The organism is Microbulbifer taiwanensis, from assembly GCF_014904815.1.
In the GTDB taxonomy this organism is placed as follows: Bacteria; Pseudomonadota; Gammaproteobacteria; order Pseudomonadales; family Cellvibrionaceae; genus Microbulbifer; species Microbulbifer taiwanensis.
This window is the reverse complement of sequence record NZ_JACZFR010000067.1, coordinates 14,644-36,947: the sequence shown is the minus strand read 5'-3', so window position 1 is coordinate 36,947 and position 22,304 is coordinate 14,644. Positions and strand designations below refer to the sequence as shown.

At 58.1% G+C, this 22,304-nt stretch carries 38 protein-coding genes; 32 read left to right on the top strand and 6 right to left on the bottom strand.

From position 1 onward, the window contains the following. Nucleotides 1-109: 109 nt before the first annotated feature. Nucleotides 110-586, bottom strand: a complete 477-nt coding sequence (locus IG627_RS19655) for an aminoacyl-tRNA deacylase (protein ID WP_226865465.1) — start codon at nucleotides 584-586, stop codon at nucleotides 110-112. Between the two features lie 198 nt (nucleotides 587-784). Here IG627_RS19655 and rpsJ point away from each other — a divergent pair, with 198 nt between their 5' ends. From rpsJ to IG627_RS19505, 30 genes are all read left to right on the top strand, one after another. Continuing rightward, the gene (gene rpsJ, locus IG627_RS19650) at nucleotides 785-1,096 is read left to right on the top strand and encodes a 30S ribosomal protein S10 (RefSeq protein ID WP_066967210.1); all 312 of its coding nucleotides are present in this window, start codon (nucleotides 785-787) and stop codon (nucleotides 1,094-1,096) included. Between the two features lie 110 nt (nucleotides 1,097-1,206). Continuing rightward, nucleotides 1,207-1,842, top strand: coding sequence for a 50S ribosomal protein L3 (gene rplC / locus IG627_RS19645; protein WP_193194846.1), 636 nt, complete (start codon nucleotides 1,207-1,209; stop codon nucleotides 1,840-1,842). 18 nt (nucleotides 1,843-1,860) lie between these two features. Further along, the gene (rplD, locus tag IG627_RS19640; RefSeq protein WP_193194844.1) at nucleotides 1,861-2,475 is read left to right on the top strand and encodes a 50S ribosomal protein L4; all 615 of its coding nucleotides are present in this window, start codon (nucleotides 1,861-1,863) and stop codon (nucleotides 2,473-2,475) included. Next, nucleotides 2,472-2,768, top strand: a complete 297-nt coding sequence (gene rplW / locus IG627_RS19635) for a 50S ribosomal protein L23 (RefSeq protein ID WP_193194842.1) — start codon at nucleotides 2,472-2,474, stop codon at nucleotides 2,766-2,768. Before rplD ends, rplW begins: the two co-directional genes overlap by 4 nt. A 14-nt stretch (nucleotides 2,769-2,782) precedes the next feature. Then, complete coding sequence (rplB, locus tag IG627_RS19630; RefSeq protein ID WP_193194840.1) at nucleotides 2,783-3,607, top strand: 50S ribosomal protein L2; 825 nt, start codon at nucleotides 2,783-2,785, stop codon at nucleotides 3,605-3,607. 39 nt (nucleotides 3,608-3,646) lie between these two features. Next, entirely contained in the window at nucleotides 3,647-3,925 is a 279-nt protein-coding gene (gene rpsS, locus IG627_RS19625; RefSeq protein ID WP_067087044.1) for a 30S ribosomal protein S19, read from the top strand. Between the two features lie 15 nt (nucleotides 3,926-3,940). After that, nucleotides 3,941-4,273 (top strand): 50S ribosomal protein L22, encoded by a 333-nt coding sequence (gene rplV, locus IG627_RS19620; protein WP_193166396.1) that lies wholly within the window; start codon nucleotides 3,941-3,943, stop codon nucleotides 4,271-4,273. Nucleotides 4,274-4,292: 19 nt separating this feature from the next. Then, the gene (gene rpsC / locus IG627_RS19615; protein WP_193194839.1) at nucleotides 4,293-4,973 is read left to right on the top strand and encodes a 30S ribosomal protein S3; all 681 of its coding nucleotides are present in this window, start codon (nucleotides 4,293-4,295) and stop codon (nucleotides 4,971-4,973) included. Between the two features lie 11 nt (nucleotides 4,974-4,984). Continuing rightward, nucleotides 4,985-5,398, top strand: coding sequence for a 50S ribosomal protein L16 (gene rplP / locus IG627_RS19610; protein ID WP_073277504.1), 414 nt, complete (start codon nucleotides 4,985-4,987; stop codon nucleotides 5,396-5,398). Next, a complete protein-coding gene (gene rpmC / locus IG627_RS19605; RefSeq protein WP_193194837.1) occupies nucleotides 5,398-5,604 on the top strand; it encodes a 50S ribosomal protein L29 in 207 nt (68 codons plus the stop codon). The genes rplP and rpmC overlap by 1 nt, the downstream gene beginning before the upstream one ends. A 2-nt stretch (nucleotides 5,605-5,606) precedes the next feature. Then, on the top strand, nucleotides 5,607-5,870 hold the full coding sequence (gene rpsQ, locus IG627_RS19600; RefSeq protein ID WP_193194835.1) for a 30S ribosomal protein S17: 264 nt from the start codon (nucleotides 5,607-5,609) through the stop codon (nucleotides 5,868-5,870). A gap of 58 nt (nucleotides 5,871-5,928) precedes the next feature. Further along, a complete protein-coding gene (gene rplN / locus IG627_RS19595) occupies nucleotides 5,929-6,297 on the top strand; it encodes a 50S ribosomal protein L14 (protein ID WP_183462957.1) in 369 nt (122 codons plus the stop codon). A gap of 20 nt (nucleotides 6,298-6,317) precedes the next feature. After that, nucleotides 6,318-6,629, top strand: a complete 312-nt coding sequence (gene rplX / locus IG627_RS19590; protein ID WP_193194833.1) for a 50S ribosomal protein L24 — start codon at nucleotides 6,318-6,320, stop codon at nucleotides 6,627-6,629. Nucleotides 6,630-6,660: 31 nt separating this feature from the next. Then, complete coding sequence (gene rplE, locus IG627_RS19585) at nucleotides 6,661-7,200, top strand: 50S ribosomal protein L5 (protein WP_193194831.1); 540 nt, start codon at nucleotides 6,661-6,663, stop codon at nucleotides 7,198-7,200. A gap of 9 nt (nucleotides 7,201-7,209) precedes the next feature. Next, nucleotides 7,210-7,515, top strand: a complete 306-nt coding sequence (gene rpsN / locus IG627_RS19580; RefSeq protein WP_193194829.1) for a 30S ribosomal protein S14 — start codon at nucleotides 7,210-7,212, stop codon at nucleotides 7,513-7,515. 25 nt (nucleotides 7,516-7,540) lie between these two features. Next, nucleotides 7,541-7,933 (top strand): 30S ribosomal protein S8, encoded by a 393-nt coding sequence (gene rpsH, locus IG627_RS19575; RefSeq protein ID WP_193194827.1) that lies wholly within the window; start codon nucleotides 7,541-7,543, stop codon nucleotides 7,931-7,933. Between the two features lie 12 nt (nucleotides 7,934-7,945). Further along, entirely contained in the window at nucleotides 7,946-8,479 is a 534-nt protein-coding gene (rplF, locus tag IG627_RS19570) for a 50S ribosomal protein L6 (RefSeq protein WP_193194825.1), read from the top strand. Between the two features lie 13 nt (nucleotides 8,480-8,492). Beyond that, complete coding sequence (rplR, locus tag IG627_RS19565) at nucleotides 8,493-8,843, top strand: 50S ribosomal protein L18 (RefSeq protein WP_193194823.1); 351 nt, start codon at nucleotides 8,493-8,495, stop codon at nucleotides 8,841-8,843. A gap of 10 nt (nucleotides 8,844-8,853) precedes the next feature. Continuing rightward, on the top strand, nucleotides 8,854-9,360 hold the full coding sequence (rpsE, locus tag IG627_RS19560) for a 30S ribosomal protein S5 (RefSeq protein WP_193194821.1): 507 nt from the start codon (nucleotides 8,854-8,856) through the stop codon (nucleotides 9,358-9,360). Between the two features lie 38 nt (nucleotides 9,361-9,398). Further along, on the top strand, nucleotides 9,399-9,584 hold the full coding sequence (gene rpmD / locus IG627_RS19555; RefSeq protein WP_193194819.1) for a 50S ribosomal protein L30: 186 nt from the start codon (nucleotides 9,399-9,401) through the stop codon (nucleotides 9,582-9,584). A gap of 1 nt (nucleotide 9,585) precedes the next feature. Further along, nucleotides 9,586-10,020: a 50S ribosomal protein L15 gene (gene rplO, locus IG627_RS19550; protein ID WP_193194817.1), complete on the top strand. Its 435-nt coding sequence runs from the start codon at nucleotides 9,586-9,588 to the stop codon at nucleotides 10,018-10,020. An 11-nt stretch (nucleotides 10,021-10,031) separates the two neighbouring features. Then, nucleotides 10,032-11,378, top strand: coding sequence for a preprotein translocase subunit SecY (gene secY, locus IG627_RS19545; RefSeq protein WP_193194815.1), 1,347 nt, complete (start codon nucleotides 10,032-10,034; stop codon nucleotides 11,376-11,378). Nucleotides 11,379-11,418: 40 nt separating this feature from the next. Further along, complete coding sequence (rpmJ, locus tag IG627_RS19540) at nucleotides 11,419-11,535, top strand: 50S ribosomal protein L36 (protein ID WP_010133825.1); 117 nt, start codon at nucleotides 11,419-11,421, stop codon at nucleotides 11,533-11,535. 361 nt (nucleotides 11,536-11,896) lie between these two features. Further along, the gene (rpsM, locus tag IG627_RS19535; protein ID WP_193194813.1) at nucleotides 11,897-12,253 is read left to right on the top strand and encodes a 30S ribosomal protein S13; all 357 of its coding nucleotides are present in this window, start codon (nucleotides 11,897-11,899) and stop codon (nucleotides 12,251-12,253) included. 85 nt (nucleotides 12,254-12,338) lie between these two features. Continuing rightward, the gene (gene rpsK, locus IG627_RS19530; protein ID WP_193166380.1) at nucleotides 12,339-12,728 is read left to right on the top strand and encodes a 30S ribosomal protein S11; all 390 of its coding nucleotides are present in this window, start codon (nucleotides 12,339-12,341) and stop codon (nucleotides 12,726-12,728) included. Nucleotides 12,729-12,745: 17 nt separating this feature from the next. Further along, entirely contained in the window at nucleotides 12,746-13,366 is a 621-nt protein-coding gene (gene rpsD, locus IG627_RS19525) for a 30S ribosomal protein S4 (RefSeq protein ID WP_193194811.1), read from the top strand. Nucleotides 13,367-13,410: 44 nt separating this feature from the next. Next, complete coding sequence (locus IG627_RS19520; RefSeq protein WP_193194808.1) at nucleotides 13,411-14,415, top strand: DNA-directed RNA polymerase subunit alpha; 1,005 nt, start codon at nucleotides 13,411-13,413, stop codon at nucleotides 14,413-14,415. Nucleotides 14,416-14,516: 101 nt separating this feature from the next. Beyond that, a complete protein-coding gene (rplQ, locus tag IG627_RS19515) occupies nucleotides 14,517-14,912 on the top strand; it encodes a 50S ribosomal protein L17 (RefSeq protein WP_193194806.1) in 396 nt (131 codons plus the stop codon). Nucleotides 14,913-14,988: 76 nt separating this feature from the next. Next, nucleotides 14,989-15,234: a DUF1315 family protein gene (locus tag IG627_RS19510; RefSeq protein ID WP_193194804.1), complete on the top strand. Its 246-nt coding sequence runs from the start codon at nucleotides 14,989-14,991 to the stop codon at nucleotides 15,232-15,234. Nucleotides 15,235-15,352: 118 nt separating this feature from the next. Then, complete coding sequence (locus IG627_RS19505) at nucleotides 15,353-15,973, top strand: hypothetical protein (RefSeq protein WP_193194802.1); 621 nt, start codon at nucleotides 15,353-15,355, stop codon at nucleotides 15,971-15,973. A 69-nt stretch (nucleotides 15,974-16,042) separates the two neighbouring features. Here the strand turns inward: IG627_RS19505 and IG627_RS19500 are convergent, their stop codons facing one another. Continuing rightward, nucleotides 16,043-17,497 carry a pectin acetylesterase-family hydrolase gene (locus IG627_RS19500; protein WP_193194800.1) on the bottom strand — a complete coding sequence of 485 codons (1,455 nt, stop codon included), beginning with the start codon at nucleotides 17,495-17,497 and terminating at the stop codon, nucleotides 16,043-16,045. A gap of 329 nt (nucleotides 17,498-17,826) precedes the next feature. Between IG627_RS19500 and IG627_RS19495 the strand changes: the two genes are divergently transcribed. Further along, nucleotides 17,827-18,198, top strand: coding sequence for a penicillin acylase family protein (locus IG627_RS19495; protein ID WP_193194850.1), 372 nt, complete (start codon nucleotides 17,827-17,829; stop codon nucleotides 18,196-18,198). After that, on the top strand, nucleotides 18,129-18,611 hold the full coding sequence (locus IG627_RS19490) for an Ntn hydrolase family protein (protein WP_193194798.1): 483 nt from the start codon (nucleotides 18,129-18,131) through the stop codon (nucleotides 18,609-18,611). The genes IG627_RS19495 and IG627_RS19490 overlap by 70 nt, the downstream gene beginning before the upstream one ends. Nucleotide 18,612: 1 nt before the next feature. Here the strand turns inward: IG627_RS19490 and IG627_RS19485 are convergent, their stop codons facing one another. From IG627_RS19485 to IG627_RS19470, 4 genes are read right to left on the bottom strand one after another with little or no spacing between them, the layout of a single operon-like run. Then, complete coding sequence (locus IG627_RS19485) at nucleotides 18,613-19,554, bottom strand: 5-oxoprolinase subunit C family protein (protein WP_226865470.1); 942 nt, start codon at nucleotides 19,552-19,554, stop codon at nucleotides 18,613-18,615. A 2-nt stretch (nucleotides 19,555-19,556) separates the two neighbouring features. Further along, nucleotides 19,557-20,285 carry a 5-oxoprolinase subunit PxpB gene (gene pxpB, locus IG627_RS19480; protein WP_193194794.1) on the bottom strand — a complete coding sequence of 243 codons (729 nt, stop codon included), beginning with the start codon at nucleotides 20,283-20,285 and terminating at the stop codon, nucleotides 19,557-19,559. Next, nucleotides 20,282-21,034: a 5-oxoprolinase subunit PxpA gene (gene pxpA, locus IG627_RS19475; RefSeq protein WP_193194792.1), complete on the bottom strand. Its 753-nt coding sequence runs from the start codon at nucleotides 21,032-21,034 to the stop codon at nucleotides 20,282-20,284. Before pxpA ends, pxpB begins: the two co-directional genes overlap by 4 nt. After that, nucleotides 21,035-22,261 carry an Nramp family divalent metal transporter gene (locus IG627_RS19470; RefSeq protein WP_193194790.1) on the bottom strand — a complete coding sequence of 409 codons (1,227 nt, stop codon included), beginning with the start codon at nucleotides 22,259-22,261 and terminating at the stop codon, nucleotides 21,035-21,037. Nucleotides 22,262-22,304 lie beyond the last annotated feature (43 nt).

Here is a 22,304-nt window from a genome sequence, read left to right as displayed (position 1 = left end):
TCCTCCAGGCCGGGCGGAAACCGCCGCGCCCCGGCCCCGGCGGCTTTTTTTGTGGTTGGCGATCAGTGAATCTCGGCCAGCGCCTTATTGTCGGCCACTAATCCCTGATCTACGGCCAGTCCTTACTCAGGTCGCAACTGCGGCTGCCGGACATCAGGTTGGCAAAGCGCGCTCCGTCCATCTCCACCAGTTCCTCGTGGTCGCCGGCTTCAAAATAGACGGTATCGCAGCGGCGCAGGCTGCTATCCAGCAGTGTGCTGACGCCGTAGGCCTGTCCGAGTGGCGGCAGGGCGCCCAGCTCGCAGTCGGGGAAAACGCGGCCAAGTTCATCCTCCGGGACCATCTCCAGTCCGTTGCGGCCCGTTTCATCGTGCACGGCGCGCATGTCGAGGCTACTGCTGGCGGGGATTACGGCCATCATATAGCCCGTGTCATCCTTCAACAGTATGGCCTTGGCTACCTGGTCCTCGCGCACATGGGCGGCGTGGGCGCTCTCGCGACTGGTGTGGCTGTGTGGGTGCTGTACCAGTTGGTAGTCGACCGACTGGTCACGCAAATACTGACTGACTCTCGCTGCAATGGTCATGGTTTGCCCCTCATTCGACTGCCGATATTTCATTGTAGTTTCCTGTGAGGTGTTTCGCGCCAGCTGCCGGTTCAATACTTAAGTTCCCATGCCTGTTGACAGGGCTGGCTGGCGACCGTAGAATTCGCGCTCCTTTTCGCCCGCCCTCGGGGTTGCGTAAAAGGACGTTCTTTAGTTTTTAAGTTGGAGTTTGATTCCATGCAGGGTCAACGCATCCGAATTCGCCTGAAGGCGTTTGATCACAAGTTGATCGATACGTCTACCCAGGAGATCGTCGAGACGGCCAAGCGCACTGGCGCCCAGGTTCGCGGTCCCATTCCGCTGCCGACTCGCAAAGAGAAGTACACCGTGCTGATTTCTCCGCACGTCAACAAAGACGCGCGCGACCAGTACGAGATTCGTACCCACAAGCGTTTGCTGGACATTGTTGAGCCCACCGAGAAAACCGTCGACGCGCTGATGAAGCTCGACCTGGCGGCCGGTGTTGAGGTTCAGATCAGTCTCGGCTAACTCTTTCAATTAACTACCGAATCCCGGGCGAAAAAGGTCTGGGTAGTGTAACGCTCTGAAATTGGGCGGCCGCAGTGGGTTAAAGCCCCGTGCACTGAGAGGTTGAAAAGATGACTATAGGTATTGTCGGCCGCAAGAGCGGCATGACTCGCATCTTCACCGAAGATGGCGCGTCTATCCCGGTAACTGTTATCGAGGTAGCTCCGAATCGCGTCACCCAGGTGAAAACTGTGGAAACTGACGGCTATGCCGCGGTTCAGGTGACCGTGGGTAACCGCAAGGCTTCCCGTGTCTCCAAGCCCCAAGCGGGCCACTTCGCCAAGGCCAACACCGAGGCCGGCACTCGTCTCTTCGAGCTGCGTACCGACGCAACAGAAGAGGCCTTCGAAATCGGTTCTGAAATCACTGTCTCCGGCTTTGAAGCTGGTCAGATGATCGACGTAACCGGCACTTCCAAGGGTAAAGGCTTCCAGGGTGGCGTTAAGCGCTGGAACTTCCGCACCCAGGACGCAACTCACGGTAACTCCCTGTCTCACCGCGCTCCCGGTTCTATCGGTCAGTGCCAGACTCCTGGTCGCGTGTGGAAAGGCAAGAAGATGGCCGGCCACATGGGTGCCGAGCGCGTAACCGTGCAGAACCTGGAAGTGGTTCGTGTTGACGCCGAGCGTAACCTGTTGCTGGTTAAAGGTGCCGTTCCCGGTGCGCCCGGCGGCGACGTTATCGTTCGTCCGGCAGTAAAAGCCTAAGTCTGAGGGGAAATAGATATGGAACTGAATATCGCTACTCCCGAAGGCGCTAAAGGCACTGTAGCTGTCTCTGAAGTGACTTTCGGACGTGAATTCAATCAAGACCTGGTGCACCAGGCGGTTGTGGCCTACATGGCTGGCGCCCGTCAGGGTACCAAGGCGCAAAAGAATCGCGCTGACGTTTCCGGTGGCGGCAAGAAGCCCTGGCGTCAGAAAGGTACTGGCCGCGCTCGCGCCGGCACCATCCGCAGCCCGCTGTGGCGTTCCGGTGGTGTAACTTTCGCCGCAGAGCCGCGTGATCACAGCGTCAAGCTGAACAAGAAGATGTACCGTGCCGCACTGCGCTGCATTCTGTCCGAGTTGGCCCGTCAGGAGCGCCTGGTAGTGGTTGAGTCCTTTGACGTGGACGCGCCCAAGACCAAGCAGCTGGTGAGCAAGCTGGCTCAGTTCGATCTGGCGGATGCGCTGATCGTGACCGAGGAAGTGAGTGAGAATCTCTACCTGGCTGCGCGCAACCTGCACAAGATCGACGTTCGCGACGTGCAGGCCATCGATCCGGTAAGCCTGATTCGCTTTGACAAGGTCGTGGTTACCGTTTCTGCACTCAAGAAAATTGAAGAGGTGCTGGGATGAACCAAGAGCGACTCTACAAAGTACTGCTGGGCCCGGTAATTTCCGAAAAGGCTGCTGTGTTGGCGGATTCCGCCAATCAAGTGGTTTTCAAGGTGACCACCGATGCCGATAAAGCCGAGATCAAAGCCGCGGTAGAAAAGCTGTTCAACGTTTCCGTTGAGCAGGTTCGCACCGTGAACGTAAAAGGCAAAACCAAGCGCACGCGTTTCGGCATGGGCCAGCGCAACGACTGGAAAAAAGCCTACGTTCGCCTGGCCGAAGGCAGCGACATCAACTTTGAAGCTGCTGAGTAAAGGGGACAGTTACAATGGCAATTGTAAAAGCAAAACCGACCTCTGCCGGCCGTCGCCACCTCGTCAAGGTTGTTAATTCCGACCTGCACAAAGGTGCGCCTTACGCGCCTCTGGTAGAGAGCAAAAGCAAAAGCGGTGGCCGCAACAACGCTGGCCGCATCACCACCCGTCATATCGGTGGTGGTCACAAGCAGCACTACCGCGTTGTCGACTTCAAGCGCAACAAGGACGGTATTCCGGCCAAGGTTGAGCGCCTGGAGTACGATCCGAACCGCAGCGCGCACATCGCCCTGGTCTGCTACGCAGACGGTGAGCGTCGCTACATCATTGCGCCGAAAGGTCTGAAAGCTGGTGCCACCGTGCAGTCTGGCGATGCAGCGCCGATCGCTGTGGGTAACACCCTGCCGCTGCGCAACATCCCGGTGGGCTCCGTGATTCACGGTGTCGAGCTGAAGCCGGGTAAAGGCGCCCAGCTGGCCCGCTCCGCTGGTGCCTCTGTGCAGCTGGTGGCGCGCGAAGGTCAGTACGCAACCATCCGTCTGCGTTCCGGCGAGATGCGCAAGGTTCTGTCCGAGTGCCGCGCCACCCTGGGTGAAGTGAGCAACTCCGAGCACAGCCTGCGCAAGCTGGGCAAGGCCGGTGCCAAGCGCTGGCGCGGTGTTCGCCCGACCGTTCGCGGTGTGGCGATGAACCCGGTAGATCACCCGCATGGTGGTGGTGAAGGTCGTACCTCTGGTGGCCGTCACCCGGTTACTCCGTGGGGCGTGCCTACCAAGGGCAAGAAAACGCGCAAGAACAAGCGCACCGATAAGATGATTGTACGTCGCCGCGGCAAGTAAGCCGCGCACGATGTCTGAGCAGCTAGAGAGGAATCGACAGTGCCACGCTCATTAAAGAAAGGTCCCTTTATTGATCTGCACCTGATCAAAAAGGTGGAGGCGGCGATCGCAGCCAATGATCGTCGACCGATTAAAACCTGGTCCCGCCGTTCCATGGTTATGCCGGAAATGGTTGGACTGACGATTGCCGTGCACAACGGTCGTCAACACGTGCCCGTCCTGGTCAACGAAGAAATGGTTGGTCACAAGCTGGGCGAGTTCGCCGCTACCCGCACTTACCGCGGTCACGCTGCGGACAAGAAAGCGAAGAAGCGCTAAGCCGAGGTTATAACGATGGAAGTAGCAGCAAAATTACGCGGCGCTCGTCTGTCGGCGCAAAAGGCGCGACTGGTAGCTGATCAGGTTCGCGGCAAAGGCGTTGAAGAAGCCCTGGATATTCTGGCGTTCAGCCAGAAGAAAGGCGCGGCGATCGTCAAGAAGGTTCTGGAGTCGGCCATTGCCAACGCCGAGCACAACGAAGGTGCCGACGTTGACGAGCTGAAGGTTTCTACGATTTTCGTAGATGAAGGTATGACCATGAAGCGCATTAAGCCGCGCGCCAAGGGTCGTGCTGATCGCATTCTTAAGCGTACTTGTCACATCACTGTGAAAGTGGCCGAGAAATAAGAGAGCAGGCGAGAAAACCATGGGACAAAAAGTACATCCTACCGGCATTCGTCTGGGTATCGTTAAAAAGCATACTTCTGTTTGGTATGCCGGCAGCGACGAGTACGCAGACAAGCTGTACACGGATCTGAAAGTTCGCGAATTTATTCGCAAAAAACTGGCTCACGCTTCCGTGAGCCGTATCGAGATCGAGCGTCCGGCGAATACCGCGCGTGTGACCATTCACACCGCCCGCCCGGGAATTGTGATCGGTAAAAAAGGTGAAGACGTAGAGCGTCTGCGCAACGAAGTCAGCGCGCAGATGGGCGTGCCGGTGCACATCGACATCGAAGAGGTGCGCAAGCCGGATCTGGACGCCGCTCTGGTTGGCCAGAACGTTGCCCAGCAGCTGGAGCGCCGTGTGATGTTCCGTCGCGCCATGAAGCGCGCCGTGCAGAACGCTATGCGTCAGGGTGCCGAAGGTATCAAGATTCAGGTAGGTGGCCGTCTCGGTGGTGCAGAAATTGCCCGCACCGAGTGGTATCGCGAAGGTCGTGTGCCGCTGCACACCCTGCGCGCAAATATCGACTACGCCACCGCTGAAGCCATGACCACTTACGGCATCATCGGTATCAAGGTCTGGATCTTCAAAGGTGAAGTCATCGGCGACGAAATCCCCGATGAGAAGCCGGCGAAGACCCGCAAGAAAGCTTCTAAATAAGGGGTACGCAGATGCTGCAACCAAAGCGTACAAAATTCCGCAAGGTACAGAAGGGTCGTAATCGCGGTCTTTCCCAGCGCGGCTCTAAAGTGAGCTTTGGCGAGTTTGGCCTCAAGGCCATCGGTCGCGGTCGCATTACTGCGCGCCAGATCGAAGCGGCTCGTCGCGCAATGACTCGTCACGTAAAGCGTGGCGGTAAGATCTGGATTCGCGTGTTTCCGGACAAGCCCATTACCAACAAACCCCTCGAAGTACGGATGGGTAAAGGTAAAGGTGGCGTTGAATACTGGGTGGCTCAGATCCAGCCGGGCAAGGTCCTCTACGAGATGGAGGGTGTGTCCGAAGATCTGGCTCGCGAGGCTTTCGAGCTCGCCGCAGCCAAGCTGCCTGTAAAGACAACTTTCGTTAAGCGTTCGGTGATGTAATGAAGACTGCAGATCTACGCGAAAAGTCAGTTGAAGAGCTGAACCAGGAACTCCTGAACCAGCTTGAGGCTCAATTCAAGCTTCGCATGCAAAAGTCCACCGGTCAGCTGACACAGACTCATCTGCTGAAGCAGACTCGTCGCGACATTGCTCGCATTAAGACTGTGTTGACCCAAAAGGCGGCACAAGAGAGCGCAGGTAACTAATCATGGCAGAAGCACAGTTGAAGCGTACTCTGACCGGTAAGGTCGTGAGTGACAAGATGGACAAAACCATCACCGTTTTGATCGAGCGCCGTGTTAAGCACCCGATCTACGGCAAAATTGTGAGCAAGTCCACCAAGCTCAAGGCACACGATGAGAACAACGATTGCGGCATCGGTGATGTTGTAACAATCGAAGAGTCTCGTCCGCTGTCCAAGAGCAAGTCCTGGGCTTTGCAGAAAATTGTAGAGCGTGCGGCGAAGGTCTAAGCCCTAGCGCATTGACTACCGAATTGAAGGCCGGATTAAAGGTTTTCGGAGAGAGACGATGATTCAAGCGGAATCCTACTTAGAAGTAGCAGACAACAGTGGGGCTCGCCGCGTCATGTGCATCAAGGTGCTGGGCGGCTCCCATCGTCGTTATGCTGGCGTGGGCGACATTATCAAGGTGACCGTTAAGGAAGCCATTCCCCGCGGTAAAGTGAAGAAGGGTCAGGTAATGAATGCCGTTGTGGTTCGCACCAAGAAAGGTGTGCGCCGTGCGGACGGTTCCCTGATCAAATTTGACGATAACGCAGCGGTACTGCTGAACCAGCAACATGCGCCGGTTGGCACCCGTATTTTTGGCCCGGTAACTCGCGAGCTGCGCGGTGAGAAGTTCATGAAGATCATCTCACTGGCCCCCGAAGTTATCTAAGCCTCGAGCGGAGAAGAGTAATGCGCAAGATCAAGCGTGACGACGAAGTGATCGTTATCGCCGGTCGCGACAAGGGCAAGCGCGGTACAGTACGTAAGGTACTGAACGACGGTCGCCTGATTGTTGCCGGCGTACAGATGATCAAGAAACACCAAAAGCCGAACCCCCAGATGGGTGTTGCCGGTGGCATCGTGGAAAAGGAAGCTGCAATCCAGGCTTCCAACGTAGCCATCTTCAACCCCAATACCCAAAAGGCTGACCGGGTGGGCTTTAAAGTACTGGAAGACGGATCTAAGATTCGCGTCTTCAAATCCAGCGGCGAAGCCATCTAAGGCTTCAGGCGCAAAAGCAGGTTGGTAGATCATGGCAAAGCTTAAAGAGCTCTACACTAAGGAACTCGCGCCCAAGCTGAAAGAAGAGCTGGGGCTCGACAATGTGATGGCAGTGCCGCGCATCACCAAGATCACCATCAACATGGGTGTTGGTGAGGCTGTTGGTGACAAAAAGGTGCTGGAGCACGCCGTTAATGACATGACGGCAATTACCGGTCAAAAACCCATTATCACCAAAGCGCGCAAGTCTATTGCGGGCTTTAAGATTCGCGACGGTTGGCCGATCGGCTGCAAGGTGACTCTGCGCGGTGAGCGCATGTACGAGTTCCTGGAGCGTCTGGTCGACATCGCTATTCCGCGTATCCGTGACTTCCGTGGCATCAGCCCGAAACAGTTCGACGGCCGCGGAAACTTCTCTATGGGTGTGACTGAGCAAATCATCTTCCCGGAAATTGACTACGACAAAGTAGACAAGCTTCGCGGCCTGGATATTTGTATTACCACTACAGCGGCTAACGACGACCAAGGTCGCGCGCTGCTGAAAGCGTTTAACTTCCCGTTCAAGGGTTAAGAGGATTCCATGGCGAAGAAATCCATGATTGCGCGTGAGAACAAGCGCGCTCGAACCGCAGCTAAGTACGCGCAGAAGCGCGCAGAGCTGAAGGCGATCATCGCCAGTACCACTGCTTCTGAAGAAGAGCAGTGGGAGGCTCAACTCAAGCTGCAGAAACTGCCGCGCGATGCAAGCCCGGTACGTCAGCAACGTCGCTGTCGTATCACTGGTCGCCCCCACGCTGTCTACCGCAAGTTCGGCCTGTGCCGTAACAAGCTTCGCGAAGCAGCCATGCGTGGTGATGTTCCCGGTCTGGTTAAGTCCAGCTGGTAAAGGCAGACTTGAGGAGTCGTAACAAATGAGTATGCAAGATCCGTTGGCAGATATGCTGACCCGCATCCGCAATGCCCTGGGGCGCGGAAAGGCGGCAGTAACCCTGCCTTCATCCAAACTGAAAGTGGCTGTAGCCAAGGTCCTGAAAGACGAAGGTTATATCACTGACTACGCCGTAAGCGAAAATGCCAAACCGGAACTGACCATTGACCTGAAATACTTCCAGGGCAAGCCGGTTATCGCCGAGTTGGACCGCGTATCCCGTCCGGGCCTGCGCGCTTACACTGGTAAGAAAGCTCTGCCGACCGTACGCGGCGGCCTGGGTATCGCGATCGTCTCCACCTCCCAGGGTGTGATGACCGACCGCGCTGCGCGCCAGGCTGGTGTCGGTGGCGAAGTGCTCTGCACCGTATTCTAAGCGGGGGTTGGTATGTCTCGAGTAGCAAATGATCCAGTAAAGGTCCCCGCAGGTGTTACCGTTGATCTGAAAGGTCAGGACATCGCCGTAAAAGGCGGTAACGGTAATCTGAGCATGGTGATCCACGGCGACGTGGAAGTGAGCGAGGCGGAAAGCCAGCTGACTTTCGCTGCGCGCAACAATTCCAAGCAGGCCAAGGCGCTGGCGGGTACTACGCGCGCACTGGTCAACAATATGGTGGTAGGTGTCAGCCAGGGTTTCGAGAAGAAGCTGCAGTTGCTGGGTGTTGGTTACCGCGCTAAGGCGTCCGGTAAAACCGTCAACCTGACCCTGGGCTTCTCCCACCCGATCGATTATCAGCTGCCGGAAGGCGTGACTGCGGAAACGCCGTCCCAGACTGAAATCGTACTGAAGAGCAGCAATAAACAGCTGCTGGGCCAAGTGGCCGCCGAGATCCGCGCATTCCGTCCGCCGGAGCCCTACAAAGGTAAGGGTGTCCGTTACGCCGACGAACGCGTGTATCGCAAAGAGGCCAAGAAGAAGTAAATAGGGCATAGATATGAACGTTAAGAAAGCATCTCGCTTGCGTCGTGCACGTCGTGCCCGCGCCAAGATCCGCGAGCTGGGCGCCGTTCGCCTGACCGTGAACCGCACGCCGCGTCACATTTACGCACAGATCCTGTCTGCCGACAGCAACAAGGTACTGGCTTCCGCCTCTACCCTGGACAAGGACCTGCGCGCAGGTAAAACCGGTAACGTCGATGCCGCTAGCGCGGTCGGCAAGCTGATCGCCGAGCGCGCCAAGGCAGCCGGTGTTGAGGAAGTCGCCTTCGATCGCAGCGGTTTTAAATACCACGGCCGCGTCAAGGCTCTGGCTGACGCTGCCCGCGAAGCCGGTCTGAAATTCTAAGGGTTGAGTTATGGCTAGAGAGAAAGAGAAAAGCAACGACGAAGGCCTGCAGGAGAAGCTGGTCCAGGTCAATCGCGTTGCCAAGACTGTTAAAGGTGGTCGTATCTTCGCCTTTACCGCACTGACGGTAGTTGGCGACGGCAACGGCCGCGTCGGCTTCGGTCGTGGCAAGGCGCGCGAAGTGCCGGTTGCCATCCAGAAGGCGATGGAAGCCGCGCGTCGCAATATGATCCAGGTGGACCTGAATGGTGACACCATTCAGTACGCCACCAACGGTCGCCACGGCGGTTCCAAGGTTTACATGCAGCCCGCTTCCCAGGGTACCGGCGTTATCGCCGGCGGCGCCATGCGCTCCGTCCTGGAAATGGCCGGTGTGCACAACGTACTGGCCAAGTGCTACGGCTCCACCAACCCGGTGAACGTAGTGCGCGCAACTTTCACCGCTCTGGAGCAGATGCAGAGCCCGGAAGATGTCGCGGCCAAACGCGGTAAATCAGTCGAAGAAATCCTGGGCTGATTGCGGCTCGGATCAAAGGTTATTGGTGGGTTAAGACCATGGCTAAGAAGACCATTAAAGTCACCCAGACCAAGAGCGTACACGGACGCCTGAAAAACCATCAGGCGTGCGTTGCCGGTCTGGGGCTGCGCCGCATCGGGCACACTGTGGAAGTGGAAGACACTCCCTCTGTGCGCGGCATGATCAACAAAGTGAACTACCTGGTTAAGGTTGAGGGGGAATAACATGCGTTTGAACGACCTGTCTCCCGCAGAAGGCCACAAGCACAGCGCCAAGCGCGTTGGCCGCGGTATCGGTAGCGGCCTGGGTAAGACCGGCGGCCGCGGTCACAAGGGCCAGAAAGCCCGCTCCGGTGGCTCTGTACGTCCGGGCTTCGAAGGCGGCCAGATGCCGCTGCAGAAGCGCCTGCCGAAGTACGGTTTCACCGCGCGCGTTTCCCGTTTCACCGCGGAAGTGCGCCTGGCGGAGCTGGCCAAGGTGGATGCTGACGTAATTGATTTGGCAGCGCTGAAGAATGCCGATATCATCGGCGGCCACATTAAACGCGCCAAAGTATTCCTGTCCGGCGAGCTGGCCAAGGCGGTAACCGTCAAGGGCCTGGGCGTCACCAAGGGTGCGAAAGCGGCCATCGAAGCTGCTGGCGGTAAAATAGAAGACTGATTGAGGCCCCAATGGCACGACCAGGACCCGGTGTAAATCCCCTGGGCAACAGCAAGGGATTGGGCGAGCTTTGGGCTCGCCTTCGTTTTCTGCTCCTCGCGCTGCTTGTGTATCGCGTTGGAACACATATTCCGGTGCCCGGTATAGACCCGGAAAAGCTGTCGAACCTGTTTAACCAGAACCAGGGTACCATCCTGGGGCTGTTCAACATGTTCTCCGGCGGTGCTCTGGAGCGCATGAGTATTCTGGCGCTGGGCATCATGCCCTACATCTCCGCGTCCATCATCATGCAGTTGATGACCGCGGTGACACCCTCTCTGGAAGCATTGAAGAAAGAGGGGGACGCCGGGAGGCGCAAGATCAACCAGTACACCCGTTACCTGACGGTGGTGCTGGCCCTGATCCAGGGTATCGGCATGACCTTCGGCCTGGCCGGCCAGAATCTGGCCTACTCGGCGGAACCGGCGTTCGGCTTCTACTTCGTGGCGGTGACGTCGCTGGTGACCGGTGCAGTGTTCATGATGTGGCTGGGTGAGCAGATCACCGAGCGCGGTGTCGGCAACGGGATCTCGATGCTGATCTTTGCCGGTATTGTCGCTGGTCTGCCCAGTGCGATTGGTCAGGCGTTTGAACAGGCGCGCCAGGGCGAGCTGCACATACTGTTGCTGCTGGCCATCGGTTTTGTCGCCATTGCCGTGGTGTACTTTGTGGTGGTGATGGAGCGCGGCCAGCGCCGCATCACCATCAACCACGCACGCCGGCAGGCCGGGCGCTATTCCGCAGCTCCGGCTGCGCAGTCCAGTCACCTGCCGCTGAAGGTGAACATGGCCGGTGTTATCCCGGTGATTTTCGCCAGCAGTATCCTGCTGTTCCCGGCCACCCTGGCGCAGTGGTTCGGCCAGGGCGGTGAGGGTATCGGTGCGCAGATACTGCAGTGGATGGCGCTGCAACTGGGCCCGGGACAGCCGCTGAACATCATTCTGTTCGCGCTGTTGATCGGTTTCTTCTGCTTCTTCTACACGGCGTTGATGTTCAACCCGAACGAAGTGGCAGACAACCTGAAGAAATCCGGCGCCTACGTGCCCGGTATCCGCCCCGGTGAGCAGACGGCGCGCTATATCGACAGCGTGCTGACCCGTCTGACCCTGGTGGGTGCCGTGTATATTGCGGCGGTATCCCTGCTGCCGCAGTTCCTGGTAGTGGGATTGAATATTCCCTTCTATCTGGGGGGTACTTCACTACTGATCGTTGTGGTGGTAGTGATGGACTTTATGTCGCAGGTGCAGTCGCACATGCTGTCCCACCAGTACGAAGGAATGATGAAAAAAGCGAACCTGCAAAGCTACGGTCGTCGCTAAGCGTCACCCGCTCGCAGTCAGATTGAATTGAGGTAAGGTCATGAAAGTACGCGCTTCTGTTAAAAAGATCTGCCGTAACTGCAAAATCGTGCGTCGCAAAGGCGTTCTGCGGGTCATCTGCAGCGCCGAGCCGCGTCACAAGCAGCGTCAAGGCTAATCCGGGGCCCTCGGCCCTTGCAGGAGAGGGCGGTCTGCGATCGCTCTCTCCTGTAAAACTTGTAAGATCAAGCTGGCTGCCGCGGCCCCCGCGAAAGCTGGCGACACCGCAACCCCTCCCGGGTGCGTGGTGGAGACCGAGAAGTCATTGCTTGGCGGTCTCAAACTGGGGGCGTTGACTGTCGTCCGCATCCTCTTCGGGCAACCGGAGGGGGCGTGGGCTATTGCAATTTAGTGTCTGAAAAGCTATTCTTGCGCGCCTTTTTGGTGGCGCCGCCGGTTTTTTAGTCGCTGTCAGCGCCGAATTCAAAGCAGAGTCACACGCTTATTCGAGTGGCTCCCAATACGTGGAGTACGCCTCTATGGCACGTATTGCTGGTGTCAATGTACCAGACCACAAGCACGCCGTGATCTCCCTGACCCATATCTACGGGGTTGGTCGCACCACGGCTAAGTCTATTTTGGCAGCGGTTGGTATCGCTGAATCCACCAAAATCCGCGATCTGTCTGAAGACCAGATCGAATCCATCCGCGGTGAAGTTGGAAAACTCACAGTGGAAGGTGATCTGCGCCGTGAAGTATCCATGAACATCAAACGTCTGATGGACCTGGGTTGCTTCCGCGGTCTGCGCCACCGTCGCAGCCTGCCGCTCCGCGGCCAGCGCACCAAGACCAATGCCCGCACCCGTAAGGGTCCGCGCAAGCCGATTCGCAAGTAAGTCTCAAGACTGAAACGCAAATCGCGGTTTAACAAGCCCGCGCTCCAGTCGAGGCGGGATTTGATACAGGATTTAGGATACTGGTATGGCTAAGCCAAAAACTACTGTTCGCAAAAAGGTCAAAAAGACCGTTGTCGACGGTATTGCCCACGTCCACGCATCGTTCAACAATACGATCGTCACGATCACTGATCGTCAGGGTAATACCCTCAGCTGGGCCACCGCGGGTGGTTCCGGTTTCCGCGGCTCTCGCAAGAGCACGCCGTTTGCAGCCCAGGTTGCCGCCGAGCGCGCAGGTACTGCCGCTCAGGAATACGGCCTGAAAAACCTTGATGTCGAAGTAAAGGGCCCCGGCCCCGGTCGCGAATCTGCTGTTCGCGCGCTGAACAACTGCGGCTACAAGATCACCAACATCACCGACGTGACGCCGATCCCGCATAATGGTTGTCGTCCGCCCAAGAAACGTCGCGTGTAAGAGGGGGCTGACTAAAAATGGCACGTTATATTGGACCAAAATGTAAGCTTTCCCGCCGGGAAGGTACCGATCTGCAGCTGAAAAGTGGCGTTCGCCCGCACGACTCCAAGTGTCGCGCGGAAGCCAAGCCCGGTCAGCACGGCGCCGGCCGCGGCCGCCTGTCTGACTACGGCGTACAGCTGCGTGAGAAGCAAAAAGTTCGCCGTATCTATGGCGTACTGGAAAAGCAATTCCGTAACTACTATAAGGAAGCGGCGCGCCTGAAGGGTGCAACCGGTGAAAACCTGCTGCAACTGCTGGAAAAGCGCCTGGACAACGTGGTTTACCGCATGGGCTTTGGTTCTACCCGTTCCGAAGCGCGTCAGCTGGTTTCCCACAAGGCGATTCTGGTAAACGGCAGCACCGTGAACATCCCCTCCTACCAGGTTAGGGAAGGCGATGTCATCTCTATACGCGAGAAAGCCAAGAAGCAGATGCGTATTCAGAATTCCGTTTCCCTCGCCGCCCAGCGTGGCGATGTCGAGTGGGTAGACGTCAACGCGAGCAAGCTGGAAGGCACCTTCAAGCGTGTTCCGGATCGCGTGGATCTGCCGGCAGAGATCAATGAAAACCTTATCGTGGAACTCTACTCCAAGTAAGACCTAGTCCACTTTAAGGAATGCAACTGTAAACAGGTATGGCTATGCAGACTGCTGTCAACGAGTTTTTGACACCTCGTCGTATTGACGTCACAGAGTACAACCCGAATCACGCCAAAGTGGTTCTGGAGCCCCTGGAGCGCGGTTTCGGCCACACTCTGGGCAACGCACTGCGTCGCATCCTGCTGTCCTCCATGCCGGGCTGCGCCGTCACCGAAGTTGAAATCGACGGTGTTGAGCACGAGTACAGCGCGATTGAAGGTGTGCAGGAAGACGTAATTGAAATCCTGCTCAACCTGAAGGAAATCGCCGTTGTCATGCACGGCAAGGATCAGGCGGTACTCAGCCTGAGCAAGAAGGGCCCGGGTGCGGTAACAGCCGGAGATATCCAGGTCGATCACGATATCGAGATCGTCAATCCCGAGCACGTGATCGCCAATATCACCGGAGATGTGGAACTCAGCCTGCGTCTGACAGTGGCGCGCGGCCGTGGCTACCAGCCCGCCGACGCCCGTCGCGACGAAGAGGAAGAGACCCGTGCGATCGGCCGTCTGCAGCTGGACGCCTCCTACAGCCCGGTTCGCCGTGTATCCTACAGCGTGGAAGCCGCGCGTGTGGAGCAGCGTACCGACCTGGACAAGCTGGTTCTGGACCTGGAGACCAACGGTACCCTGGATCCGGAAGAGGCCATCCGCCGCGCCGCTACCATCCTGCAGCAGCAGCTGGCAGTGTTTGTGGACCTGGAAGGCGAGAAGGAAGCCCAGCCGAAGTCCGAGGAGCCGGAAGTCGACCCGGTGCTGCTGCGCCCGGTGGACGACCTGGAGCTGACTGTGCGTTCGGCCAACTGTCTGAAGGCAGAGAACATCTACTATATCGGTGACCTGATTCAGCGCACCGAAGTAGAACTGCTGAAGACCCCGAACCTGGGCAAGAAATCCCTGACTGAGATCAAGGATGTTCTGGCCTCCCGCGGTCTGTCCCTGGGCATGCGCCTGGAGAACTGGCCGCCGGCCAGCCTCAAGGGCGACAGCAAGCTGAGCCCCCTGTAAGCAGATTTGAGTATTAACCCGAGCGGTGCGTAGACACCGCTCCAGAACGACTTGCTGAGACAGCACCTGTCGTTAGCAAAAACGTCGTAAGGAATTGAGTCATGCGTCATCGCTATAGTGGCCGTAAATTCAGCCGTACCAGCGCTCACCGCAAGGCCATGTTCAAGAACATGACCGCGTCTCTGGTGGAGCACGAACTGATCAAAACCACACTGCCGAAAGCCAAGGAGCTGCGTCGCGTTGCCGAGCCGCTGATTACCCTGGCCAAGAAGGACAGTGTTGCCAACCGCCGTCTGGCTTTCGCCCGTATCCGCGACAAGGATGCCGTGCGCAAGCTGTTCGACGAGCTGGGCCCGCGTTACGAAGCCCGTCCGGGTGGTTACATCCGTATCCTGAAGTGCGGTTTCCGCGCCGGCGACAAGGCCCCGATGGCCTACGTCGAGCTGGTGGATCGTCCCCAGGTAGAAGGCGACGAGGCTGAAGCTGCCGAGGCGTAAGCCTGGACTGCCCAGTGCAAAGGAAGGCCGGTCTGTGACCGGCCTTTTTTATAGGTTTTGATTTCAGGTCTCCGCCATGTCCTTCGACGCGTTGCTCAACAATCTCAATCCGCAGATTATCGGCAGCCTCAAGCGCGCCATCGAACTGGGCAAATGGCCCAATGGTGTCGCCCTGACCGATCAACAGCGACGCCTGTGTGCCGAGGCTGTCGCCAACTGGGAGAGGCGCACACTGCCGGCGGATGCCCAGGTGGGCTACGTCCCGCCGAAGAGGACCCCCTGCGCCGACAAGGACGAAGAGCAGACCCTCAGCTGGGTTTAAATTTTCCGCTAAGTGCGCGACTCACATCCAGCTACTCTATATCCATAGGGCAGAGGTTGCCCCTTTCCCTGTGCCGGTTACACTGTTGCCGTGATCTCCAAAAAACGGAAGCGGCAACATGAATAATAAAGCCCGGCTGTCTGTTGTAATCACCCTGGCCCTCGGCGCAAGCGTAGCCACCTGGCGATATCTTTCCCCTTCGTCGCCGGATGGAGCTGAGAAACCTCTGGCAGCTTTACCTGCCGAGGCACCGGATGACGCGCTTGCTATACCGGATCAGCAAGAGCTGGCGAGTCTCCTGTCTGATCCGCGCGTTCAGACTTATTTCCAGCGACAGAAGGACAAGCAGGCGTTGTCGGATTACTTTTCCGATGAGGGTGGTGAGCTTACGGCTGAAGAGGTGTGGCAGCTGATCGAAACCATCGAGCGCGAGGGGCGCATGATGGCATACGAGGCGATGGCACTGAAACTCTCCTGGCTGGAGCGCAACAGCGCAAGCAAAGCCGGCTTCGACGCTGCGGCTCGGGAGCTGGTGGAGGAGTACCGGCAGAAGTCATCGCAGAGTACGGAAGAGTACAACCCCTATGAGGATGTGCCGGGCTTTACCGAATACAAGAAGGCAGAGAAACGCATAGTCAGGGAGGTGCAGCAGATGAGCACATTTCCGAATGGCATGAGCAGGCAGGAGTACCTGCGCGAGCGTCTGCTGGAGGCGCGCGAGGCCGCTTACGGCTCGTGAGCTGCTAGAAGGAATACAAAAGCGCGGCTCAGGCCGCGCTTTTTTCTGGGGACCGGAAAAAACTCAGAATTACAGCAGCCCCCCGACCAGATCGTAGAACCAGTTGTGATTGTTTTCGTAATCGGAAACCTGGTCTGACTCGTAGGCGCGCATCATGGGCCCACCCTGGTAGTTGACGATATTGTCGAGGAAGTCCCGCAATACCAATCCGTGCTCGGCGATTTCACCGTATTCCAGATCGAGAATGGTGGTGCAGTGGCTCTCGTTGAAGTCGCGGTACATGGGGAAGTAGTAGCCCCAGTTGCCGGTCTGTTCCAGCAGTGGAATCAGGTTGTCGTGGGTGTCCTGTTGCCATTTCTGTCGCAACTTATCCAGGCGTGAGTTCGCGTCCGGATCGCTGTAGATATCCTCGTGGAAGCGCTCGTAAGAGTAGGCGGAGAAATTGCCGTCGGCGAGGAAGTGGGTAATGCCCAGTCGATCGCCGGGGAACTTGCTCGACAGTGCCGCGTACAGGGAGGACAGCTCGTTATCATCAAATCCAGGTGTAATACTGGCGAGCATATTGATCGGGTTCTCTGCCGCTGGATCGCCGCCGGGAGAGAAGGTAGTCCAGGAGTTCAGCACTTCGTGGTGCAGGGGCAGGGACGGGAAGCTGTCACTGTCGGCACTGTTCAGCGGAGCGCGATAGAGGGGGCCTGAATCATCGATCAGGTAGCCGTAATCCACATCCATATCGCCGCGCAGTTTGGAGTAGTTCAGCAGGGCGCCGATGCTGCCCGCGCTGCAGCCCGCGGCCACCATCTGTTTGGGTTTCTGCAGATTATTCTTCACCCAGGAGGTCACGGCCTGCACGTTGCGCAGGCCGTTGTGATGCCAGACCAGGTCGGGATTCTGTCCGGTGGCATCCTCGTAGATTTCGGTCTTGTCACCGACATAGATATCGCCTGTGCAGTAGGGCACATACACCAGGTTCCACTCGCCAGTCTTGAACTGGTTGTACGGGTGGTGGGTGTAGATAAGTGGCGACACGGCGGCTGTGGCCAGGTTGGCAGAATTCTGGAAATCCAGCAGGTTGATATTCTGTACATAGTTATCGGGAATACCGTTTGGATTGCGCGCGCCGCGAATACCGGCGGCGCCGGAGCAGCTCTCGTAATCCCAGCAGGCACCGCCACCTTCAAAGTAGAACATGGTGTTGCTGGTGTCCGGCACCCGGTACACGAAAAACTTATACGGTGATCCGTTGCCGCACATGGCGCCGGTACTGGCCGGTACATCGACTTTTTGCCAGTTGTCGTAATCGGCGGGATCGAAGCCGTCGTTAAAGTTCGGGTCGTTCAGCGACAGGGGGTACATTCCCTGGGCCTGCTCCGGTGTGACCGGGGTGTTGGCGTCGGGCGGGTTGAACAGGTTGCCGAGAGTGGTCCAAAAGCCGTAATCGCCGGGTTCAGCCTGTGCGTTGCCAGTGACCAACAGCGAGCTGGCGACCAGTGCCAGGCACGCGTGACGGAGAGTTGTTATCATTATTTATCCCCTTGGATAAGTTGGAGTTTTCTCTCTGGACCGCGTCAAATTGATAACGTCGGGCCGTACTTCAGGGGACAGCAGAAACTAGTAAAGACACCCTACTCGACCGAATCAAATTGGACGTTCGTCCAAATCGCTTTTTGGGTAAAACGCCCAGAGGTTAGTGAAGGAAATTGTAAGGGTCCAGAAAATATCGCGCTAAAACCAGTTGGTCATCATAGACGTACCAGTCGCGCCACCATTCAGGAAAACTGCATCACAGTTTTGAGTTGAATAGAGAGCGAAACTGAGAGCGAAATAGTTGGGTTGAGTTCTATGTTTTACCACTGCCGTATCCGCAAAGCCATCATGTCTATGCCGACAGACAGGGCAATACAGGCCACTACTACAACGCCATGTTCCCCCAGCGCATCGAAGGCTGGGATTGGCGCAAGTGCCTGCCCGGCGACAGGTCCGAGTTGATCTGGCGAGAGTACCGCGATTTCGGCTGGATGCCGAAAACGCTGAATCCTGAGTGCGGGCTGGTCTACAACGCCAACGATCCGCCCTTCCAGGCCACTGACGGTGATGACGACGCCTGGGCCGAGGAATTCCCCGCTTCGATGGGGAACGAAAACGTCATCACCAATTGCGCGCTGCAGATAGAGGCGCTCTACGTGCGCGCGAAAAAATCTCCGCTCAGGATTTCGAACAGCTGAAGTACGACCATCACTACCACCCGGAATCTTTCCAGGTGCGCGCCCTGCAGCAGTGGCTGAAGGCGGAAAAGCCCGGGGCGTTGAGCGGGGAGGATTACCGCGGCGCCTTGGGTTCTCTCGCCTCCTGGAACCTGTCTGCCTGCCGGGACAATAAAGTGGCGGCGCTGGCGATTCTGACAATGGCGCCGATACAGAAAGCCAACGGAGCCTTAGCGGATTCGGCCGAGATAGACAGGGCAGGGTGGGTCGCGGGCAGTACACAATTTGGCTCGGCCACGCTGGGCGCCGACTCTCCCCATTACGCGGATCAGGCGGCGCTGTTTGTCCGCGAGGAATTGCGCGAAGTCTACTTTGATCGCGACAGGCTTCTGGAAAATGTAAGTCGGCGCTATCGACCGAACAGGCGAGAGTGACTCAATTGTCGTTGCCGGGGAATTCGGCCATCAGTCGCTCCAGCAGCCCTGACTTAACCTCTAGAATTTTATGTGCCTGGGCTACGGATACCGGAGTAAAGTCCAGGCGGTCATTGGCCTGGAGCTGGCCGAGCAGGTGCAGGTCTGCGCTGATGACGTGGGCTATGCGCGGATAGCCGCCGATCGTCTGACCCTCGATAAATGAAATTATCGGCCTGCCGTCCGGCGGTATCTGCACGGTGCCGGGGCAGAGGCCGGAGGACACAACCTGGGACTGGTTTCCGCGGCGTAGCGCGTCTCCGGCCAACCGGATCCCCATGCGATTACTCTGTGCGGTGACCTGATAGGTCTGGCTGTAAAAGTGGTCGATGGCTTCGCGTCCGAAATGATTTTCCTCCGCACCCGTCACAACACGCAACTGCGGGTGCCGGGTGTACCTGAGCCGGTATTCACCCTCCAGGCGCCGGTGGTCGACAGTGCGCGCTTCCAGAATTTCAATTGCGTCCCCTTTTTCTATTGCCCTGCCACAGAGACCGCCAAATCCGGCAATGATACTCGTGGAGTGGCTGCCGAAGATGGCGGGAAGTTTCATCTGGCCGGCGAGGGCAATATAGGCTCGGGCACCGCTGAGCAGTCTGCCAAAAGTGAGCCTATCGCCACTCTCAATCTGCAGTACCCGATCGCACTCTACCGGTTCGCCGTTCAATGCCAGATCAAATTGTGCGCCGACAATCGCTATGGAAATATCGCACTGGAATTCGATGGACGGGCCATCCAGAGTCACCTCGAGAACCGGGTTGCCCGGCGGATTGCCCAGCAGCAGGTTGGCCAGTTGCATCGCCACCGGATCGGCGGCGCCACCGCGCGGGACACCGTAGCGCATCGAGCCGCTGCGGCCGAGATCCTGAACGCTGGTTTGCAGGCCCGCACGGATAATTCGCATGGTCACGGCGCCGACTCCAGCGGGGTGATTTCAAGGGAATCCTGCTGGAAACACTCGAACGCATCCCGGTCTACAGGGAAAAACTCGATTTTGTCCAGGGGCTCTGCGATAAAGGGTGTCTCGCTCTGGGGGCGGAACAGCTGCACCGGCGTGCGCCCGATAATCTGCCAGCCCCCGGGGGTGACCTGTGGATAGATGCCAGTCTGGCTGCCGCCGATACCGACGGCGCCGGCCGGCACGCGCAGCTCCGGGGTCGCCTTGCGCGGACAATGTAATTGCGGATCCAGTCCGCCGAGATACAGGAACCCGGGGGTGAAGCCGAGCATATGCACCAGGTAATCGGGCGCGCAGTGCCTGGCAATGATCTGCTCCGCGGACAGGCCTGTGTGCTCGCTGACTTCCCGCATGTCGGGGGCGAACTCGGCATCGTAGCAGACGGGTACCCGGATCAGGCGGGGTTTTCTGTCCAGCTTCGGCGGCTGGCGCAGCTGCTGCCGGGTCAGGGATTCCAATCGATTCGTAAGATCGCTGTTATTGCAGTTCAAAGGGTTGTAGCAAACGGTGAGGCATTGATAGGCGGGTATCAGGTCCCCTACGCCTTCCCAGCGCTGCGCCTCGACGGCCTGCGCCAGCGCGATGATCCGCTCGCTGAGTTCCAGGCTGGGGGAGGCGTCGAAGCGGATATCGAGCGCGCTGTCGCCGTTGGCCACTATGGCAAAAGAGCTCTTCACGGGCGCACTGCTACCCCATGCCTTTTCATGTGCTGTAGCAGCTGCTGCGCAATAGCCGGTGCATTGGGGTTGTCGCCGTGCAGGCAGATACTGTCGACGGAAAATTGCAGAGGATTCCCGTAATAGGAGACGAAGGGTAAGCCCTTGGCCAGGCACAGGGCCTGCTCCAGGCAGGGCGCCAGGTCGGTAATCACCGAGCCATCCAGGGTTCGTGGGGCCAGCTGGCGGTCGTTCAGATAGCGCCTGTCCATAAAACCCTCGCGGATAAACGGGTGGCCCCGCTTGCTGGCGGCGGCCTCCATTTCTCCGTTGGCGAGCCCCATAATTTTCAGCGATGAATAATTCGCGATGATATGCTCCGTAATCTGTTCGGCGAGATCGCGATCGGATTCGGCGTCATTGTAGAGGGCGCCGTGCAGCTTGATATGGTCCAGGCTCGCGCCCGTGTCTGCGGCAAAGGACTGAAGTTTCATTACCTGCTGGTCGATGGACTCGAGCAGCTGGCCGGCCTCCATCGGCAGTGAGCGGCGGCCAAAGTTTTCCGGGTCCGGGTAGCCCGGGTGGGCGCCGATTATGAGCCGGTCCTTTTGTGCATTGGCCAGCGACAGCCGCATGGTGATGTCATTGCCGGCGTGACCTCCGCAGGCGATATTGCAGCGGGAAATGTACGGCATTATCTGCGCGTCTCTTTCGCAGTCGATTGCTGTGCGGCCTTCGCCGAGATCGCAGTTGATATCTATCTTGTGCATTTACAACCAACCAAAGGCCGACATCAGGCTGCGGCCGCCGAGAGTCAGAGTCGCCAGCAGAACCAGCAGCCCAAGCAGGTTCTGGACCCGTGAATTCCGGAACTGGCCCAGCCTGGCGGAGTTCATTTCCCACAGCAGAAAGCCGGTCACTATCGGCAGCAGCAGGCCGTTGGCCACCTGCGCAAACCAGATCAGCCGTACCGGCCTGAATTCCAGGGTGGCGACAAGGGTACCTGTGATCAGGATTGTCAGCCAGACCAGGCGGAAGCCGGTCGATTTCAGCTCCGGCTTCATACCGAGTATACCGCTCAGGGCGTAGGCGGCAGCCAGCGGTGCGGTCAGGGCGGAGGAAATACCCGCGGCGAAGAGCCCGATGCCGAGAAAGTACTGGGCACTGTGGCCGAATAGTGGCTGCAGCGAGCGGGCGATATCCGCGGCACCGCTCAACGCAATCTGCTTGGCAAAGAAGGCGGAGGCGGCAGTGGCCACTATGGCGATGGAAATCAGCCCGCCGAGTGGAATCGAGAAATAGATGTCCCGGCGCGCCTGTGGCAGATGTTCCGGACCCCGCCACTTCTTGCCGACGCTGGAACTGTGCAGGAACAGGTTGTAGGGCACCACGGTGGTGCCGATCAGGGCGATGACAGTCAGCGCCGCGCCGGACGGAATGCTGGGAATCAGCAGCCCTTTGAACAGGGCGGGAAGGTCCGGCCTGGTAATGGCGAGGGTGGCGAGAAATGCGAGGCTCATCAGTATCACCAGGGAGACCAGGGCGCCCTCGATAATGCGGTATTCGCCGCGCCACAACAGCGCGCAAGCCACGGCGGCGATAATCAGGGGCCAGGGCCTGAAGGAGAGCTGGTAGTGGCCGGTGGCCGAGACCAGTGCATCCAGCCCCAGGCTGGCGCCGGCGATATTGCCGCTCTGGTAGGCGGCGTTGCCGACCACTATGGCGCTGACCACCAGCGCTATGGCCAGGATTCGCGCCAGCGGCTGGCGGAAAGTCTCGCGAATATTTTCACCCAGCCCCTGGCCGGTCACTATGCCGAGACGCGCACTCATTTCCTGCAGAATAATGCTGGCGACTATTGCAAACAGCAGCGCCCACAGCAGTGCATATCCGAACTGTGCGCCGGCGAGGTTGGCGGTGACTACCGTGCCCGGGCCGATAAAGGCGGCCGCGACCATGGTGGCGGGGCCTATATTCAGAGACTTGCCGATATTCATGTATTTATTATTGGTATTTGATTTTTCGATTAGCGGGAGTTAA

Bases quoted from the DNA above. Each gene is read 5' to 3' on its own strand.
- IG627_RS19485 (WP_226865470.1), bottom strand. From the start codon at position 19,554: ATGCGAATTATCCGTGCGGGCCTGCAAACCAGCGTTCAGGATCTCGGC.
- rplC (WP_193194846.1), top strand. From the start codon at position 1,207: ATGACTATAGGTATTGTCGGCCGCAAGAGCGGCATGACTCGCATCTTC.
- rpsJ (WP_066967210.1), top strand. From the start codon at position 785: ATGCAGGGTCAACGCATCCGAATTCGCCTGAAGGCGTTTGATCACAAG.
- IG627_RS19510 (WP_193194804.1), top strand. From the start codon at position 14,989: ATGTCCTTCGACGCGTTGCTCAACAATCTCAATCCGCAGATTATCGGC.
- IG627_RS19505 (WP_193194802.1), top strand. From the start codon at position 15,353: ATGAATAATAAAGCCCGGCTGTCTGTTGTAATCACCCTGGCCCTCGGC.
- rpsK (WP_193166380.1), top strand. From the start codon at position 12,339: ATGGCTAAGCCAAAAACTACTGTTCGCAAAAAGGTCAAAAAGACCGTT.
- IG627_RS19470 (WP_193194790.1), bottom strand. From the start codon at position 22,261: ATGAATATCGGCAAGTCTCTGAATATAGGCCCCGCCACCATGGTCGCG.
- rplV (WP_193166396.1), top strand. From the start codon at position 3,941: ATGGAAGTAGCAGCAAAATTACGCGGCGCTCGTCTGTCGGCGCAAAAG.
- rplN (WP_183462957.1), top strand. From the start codon at position 5,929: ATGATTCAAGCGGAATCCTACTTAGAAGTAGCAGACAACAGTGGGGCT.
- IG627_RS19500 (WP_193194800.1), bottom strand. From the start codon at position 17,497: ATGATAACAACTCTCCGTCACGCGTGCCTGGCACTGGTCGCCAGCTCG.
- rplX (WP_193194833.1), top strand. From the start codon at position 6,318: ATGCGCAAGATCAAGCGTGACGACGAAGTGATCGTTATCGCCGGTCGC.
- rplE (WP_193194831.1), top strand. From the start codon at position 6,661: ATGGCAAAGCTTAAAGAGCTCTACACTAAGGAACTCGCGCCCAAGCTG.
- rpmD (WP_193194819.1), top strand. From the start codon at position 9,399: ATGGCTAAGAAGACCATTAAAGTCACCCAGACCAAGAGCGTACACGGA.
- rplD (WP_193194844.1), top strand. From the start codon at position 1,861: ATGGAACTGAATATCGCTACTCCCGAAGGCGCTAAAGGCACTGTAGCT.
- rplF (WP_193194825.1), top strand. From the start codon at position 7,946: ATGTCTCGAGTAGCAAATGATCCAGTAAAGGTCCCCGCAGGTGTTACC.
- rpsQ (WP_193194835.1), top strand. From the start codon at position 5,607: ATGGCAGAAGCACAGTTGAAGCGTACTCTGACCGGTAAGGTCGTGAGT.
- rplB (WP_193194840.1), top strand. From the start codon at position 2,783: ATGGCAATTGTAAAAGCAAAACCGACCTCTGCCGGCCGTCGCCACCTC.
- rpmJ (WP_010133825.1), top strand. From the start codon at position 11,419: ATGAAAGTACGCGCTTCTGTTAAAAAGATCTGCCGTAACTGCAAAATC.
- IG627_RS19655 (WP_226865465.1), bottom strand. From the start codon at position 586: ATGACCATTGCAGCGAGAGTCAGTCAGTATTTGCGTGACCAGTCGGTC.
- rpsN (WP_193194829.1), top strand. From the start codon at position 7,210: ATGGCGAAGAAATCCATGATTGCGCGTGAGAACAAGCGCGCTCGAACC.
- rpsE (WP_193194821.1), top strand. From the start codon at position 8,854: ATGGCTAGAGAGAAAGAGAAAAGCAACGACGAAGGCCTGCAGGAGAAG.
- pxpA (WP_193194792.1), bottom strand. From the start codon at position 21,034: ATGCACAAGATAGATATCAACTGCGATCTCGGCGAAGGCCGCACAGCA.
- rpmC (WP_193194837.1), top strand. From the start codon at position 5,398: ATGAAGACTGCAGATCTACGCGAAAAGTCAGTTGAAGAGCTGAACCAG.
- rplW (WP_193194842.1), top strand. From the start codon at position 2,472: ATGAACCAAGAGCGACTCTACAAAGTACTGCTGGGCCCGGTAATTTCC.
- rplR (WP_193194823.1), top strand. From the start codon at position 8,493: ATGAACGTTAAGAAAGCATCTCGCTTGCGTCGTGCACGTCGTGCCCGC.
- rpsH (WP_193194827.1), top strand. From the start codon at position 7,541: ATGAGTATGCAAGATCCGTTGGCAGATATGCTGACCCGCATCCGCAAT.
- secY (WP_193194815.1), top strand. From the start codon at position 10,032: ATGGCACGACCAGGACCCGGTGTAAATCCCCTGGGCAACAGCAAGGGA.
- rpsC (WP_193194839.1), top strand. From the start codon at position 4,293: ATGGGACAAAAAGTACATCCTACCGGCATTCGTCTGGGTATCGTTAAA.
- IG627_RS19520 (WP_193194808.1), top strand. From the start codon at position 13,411: ATGCAGACTGCTGTCAACGAGTTTTTGACACCTCGTCGTATTGACGTC.
- rpsM (WP_193194813.1), top strand. From the start codon at position 11,897: ATGGCACGTATTGCTGGTGTCAATGTACCAGACCACAAGCACGCCGTG.
- rplQ (WP_193194806.1), top strand. From the start codon at position 14,517: ATGCGTCATCGCTATAGTGGCCGTAAATTCAGCCGTACCAGCGCTCAC.
- rpsD (WP_193194811.1), top strand. From the start codon at position 12,746: ATGGCACGTTATATTGGACCAAAATGTAAGCTTTCCCGCCGGGAAGGT.
- rplO (WP_193194817.1), top strand. From the start codon at position 9,586: ATGCGTTTGAACGACCTGTCTCCCGCAGAAGGCCACAAGCACAGCGCC.
- rplP (WP_073277504.1), top strand. From the start codon at position 4,985: ATGCTGCAACCAAAGCGTACAAAATTCCGCAAGGTACAGAAGGGTCGT.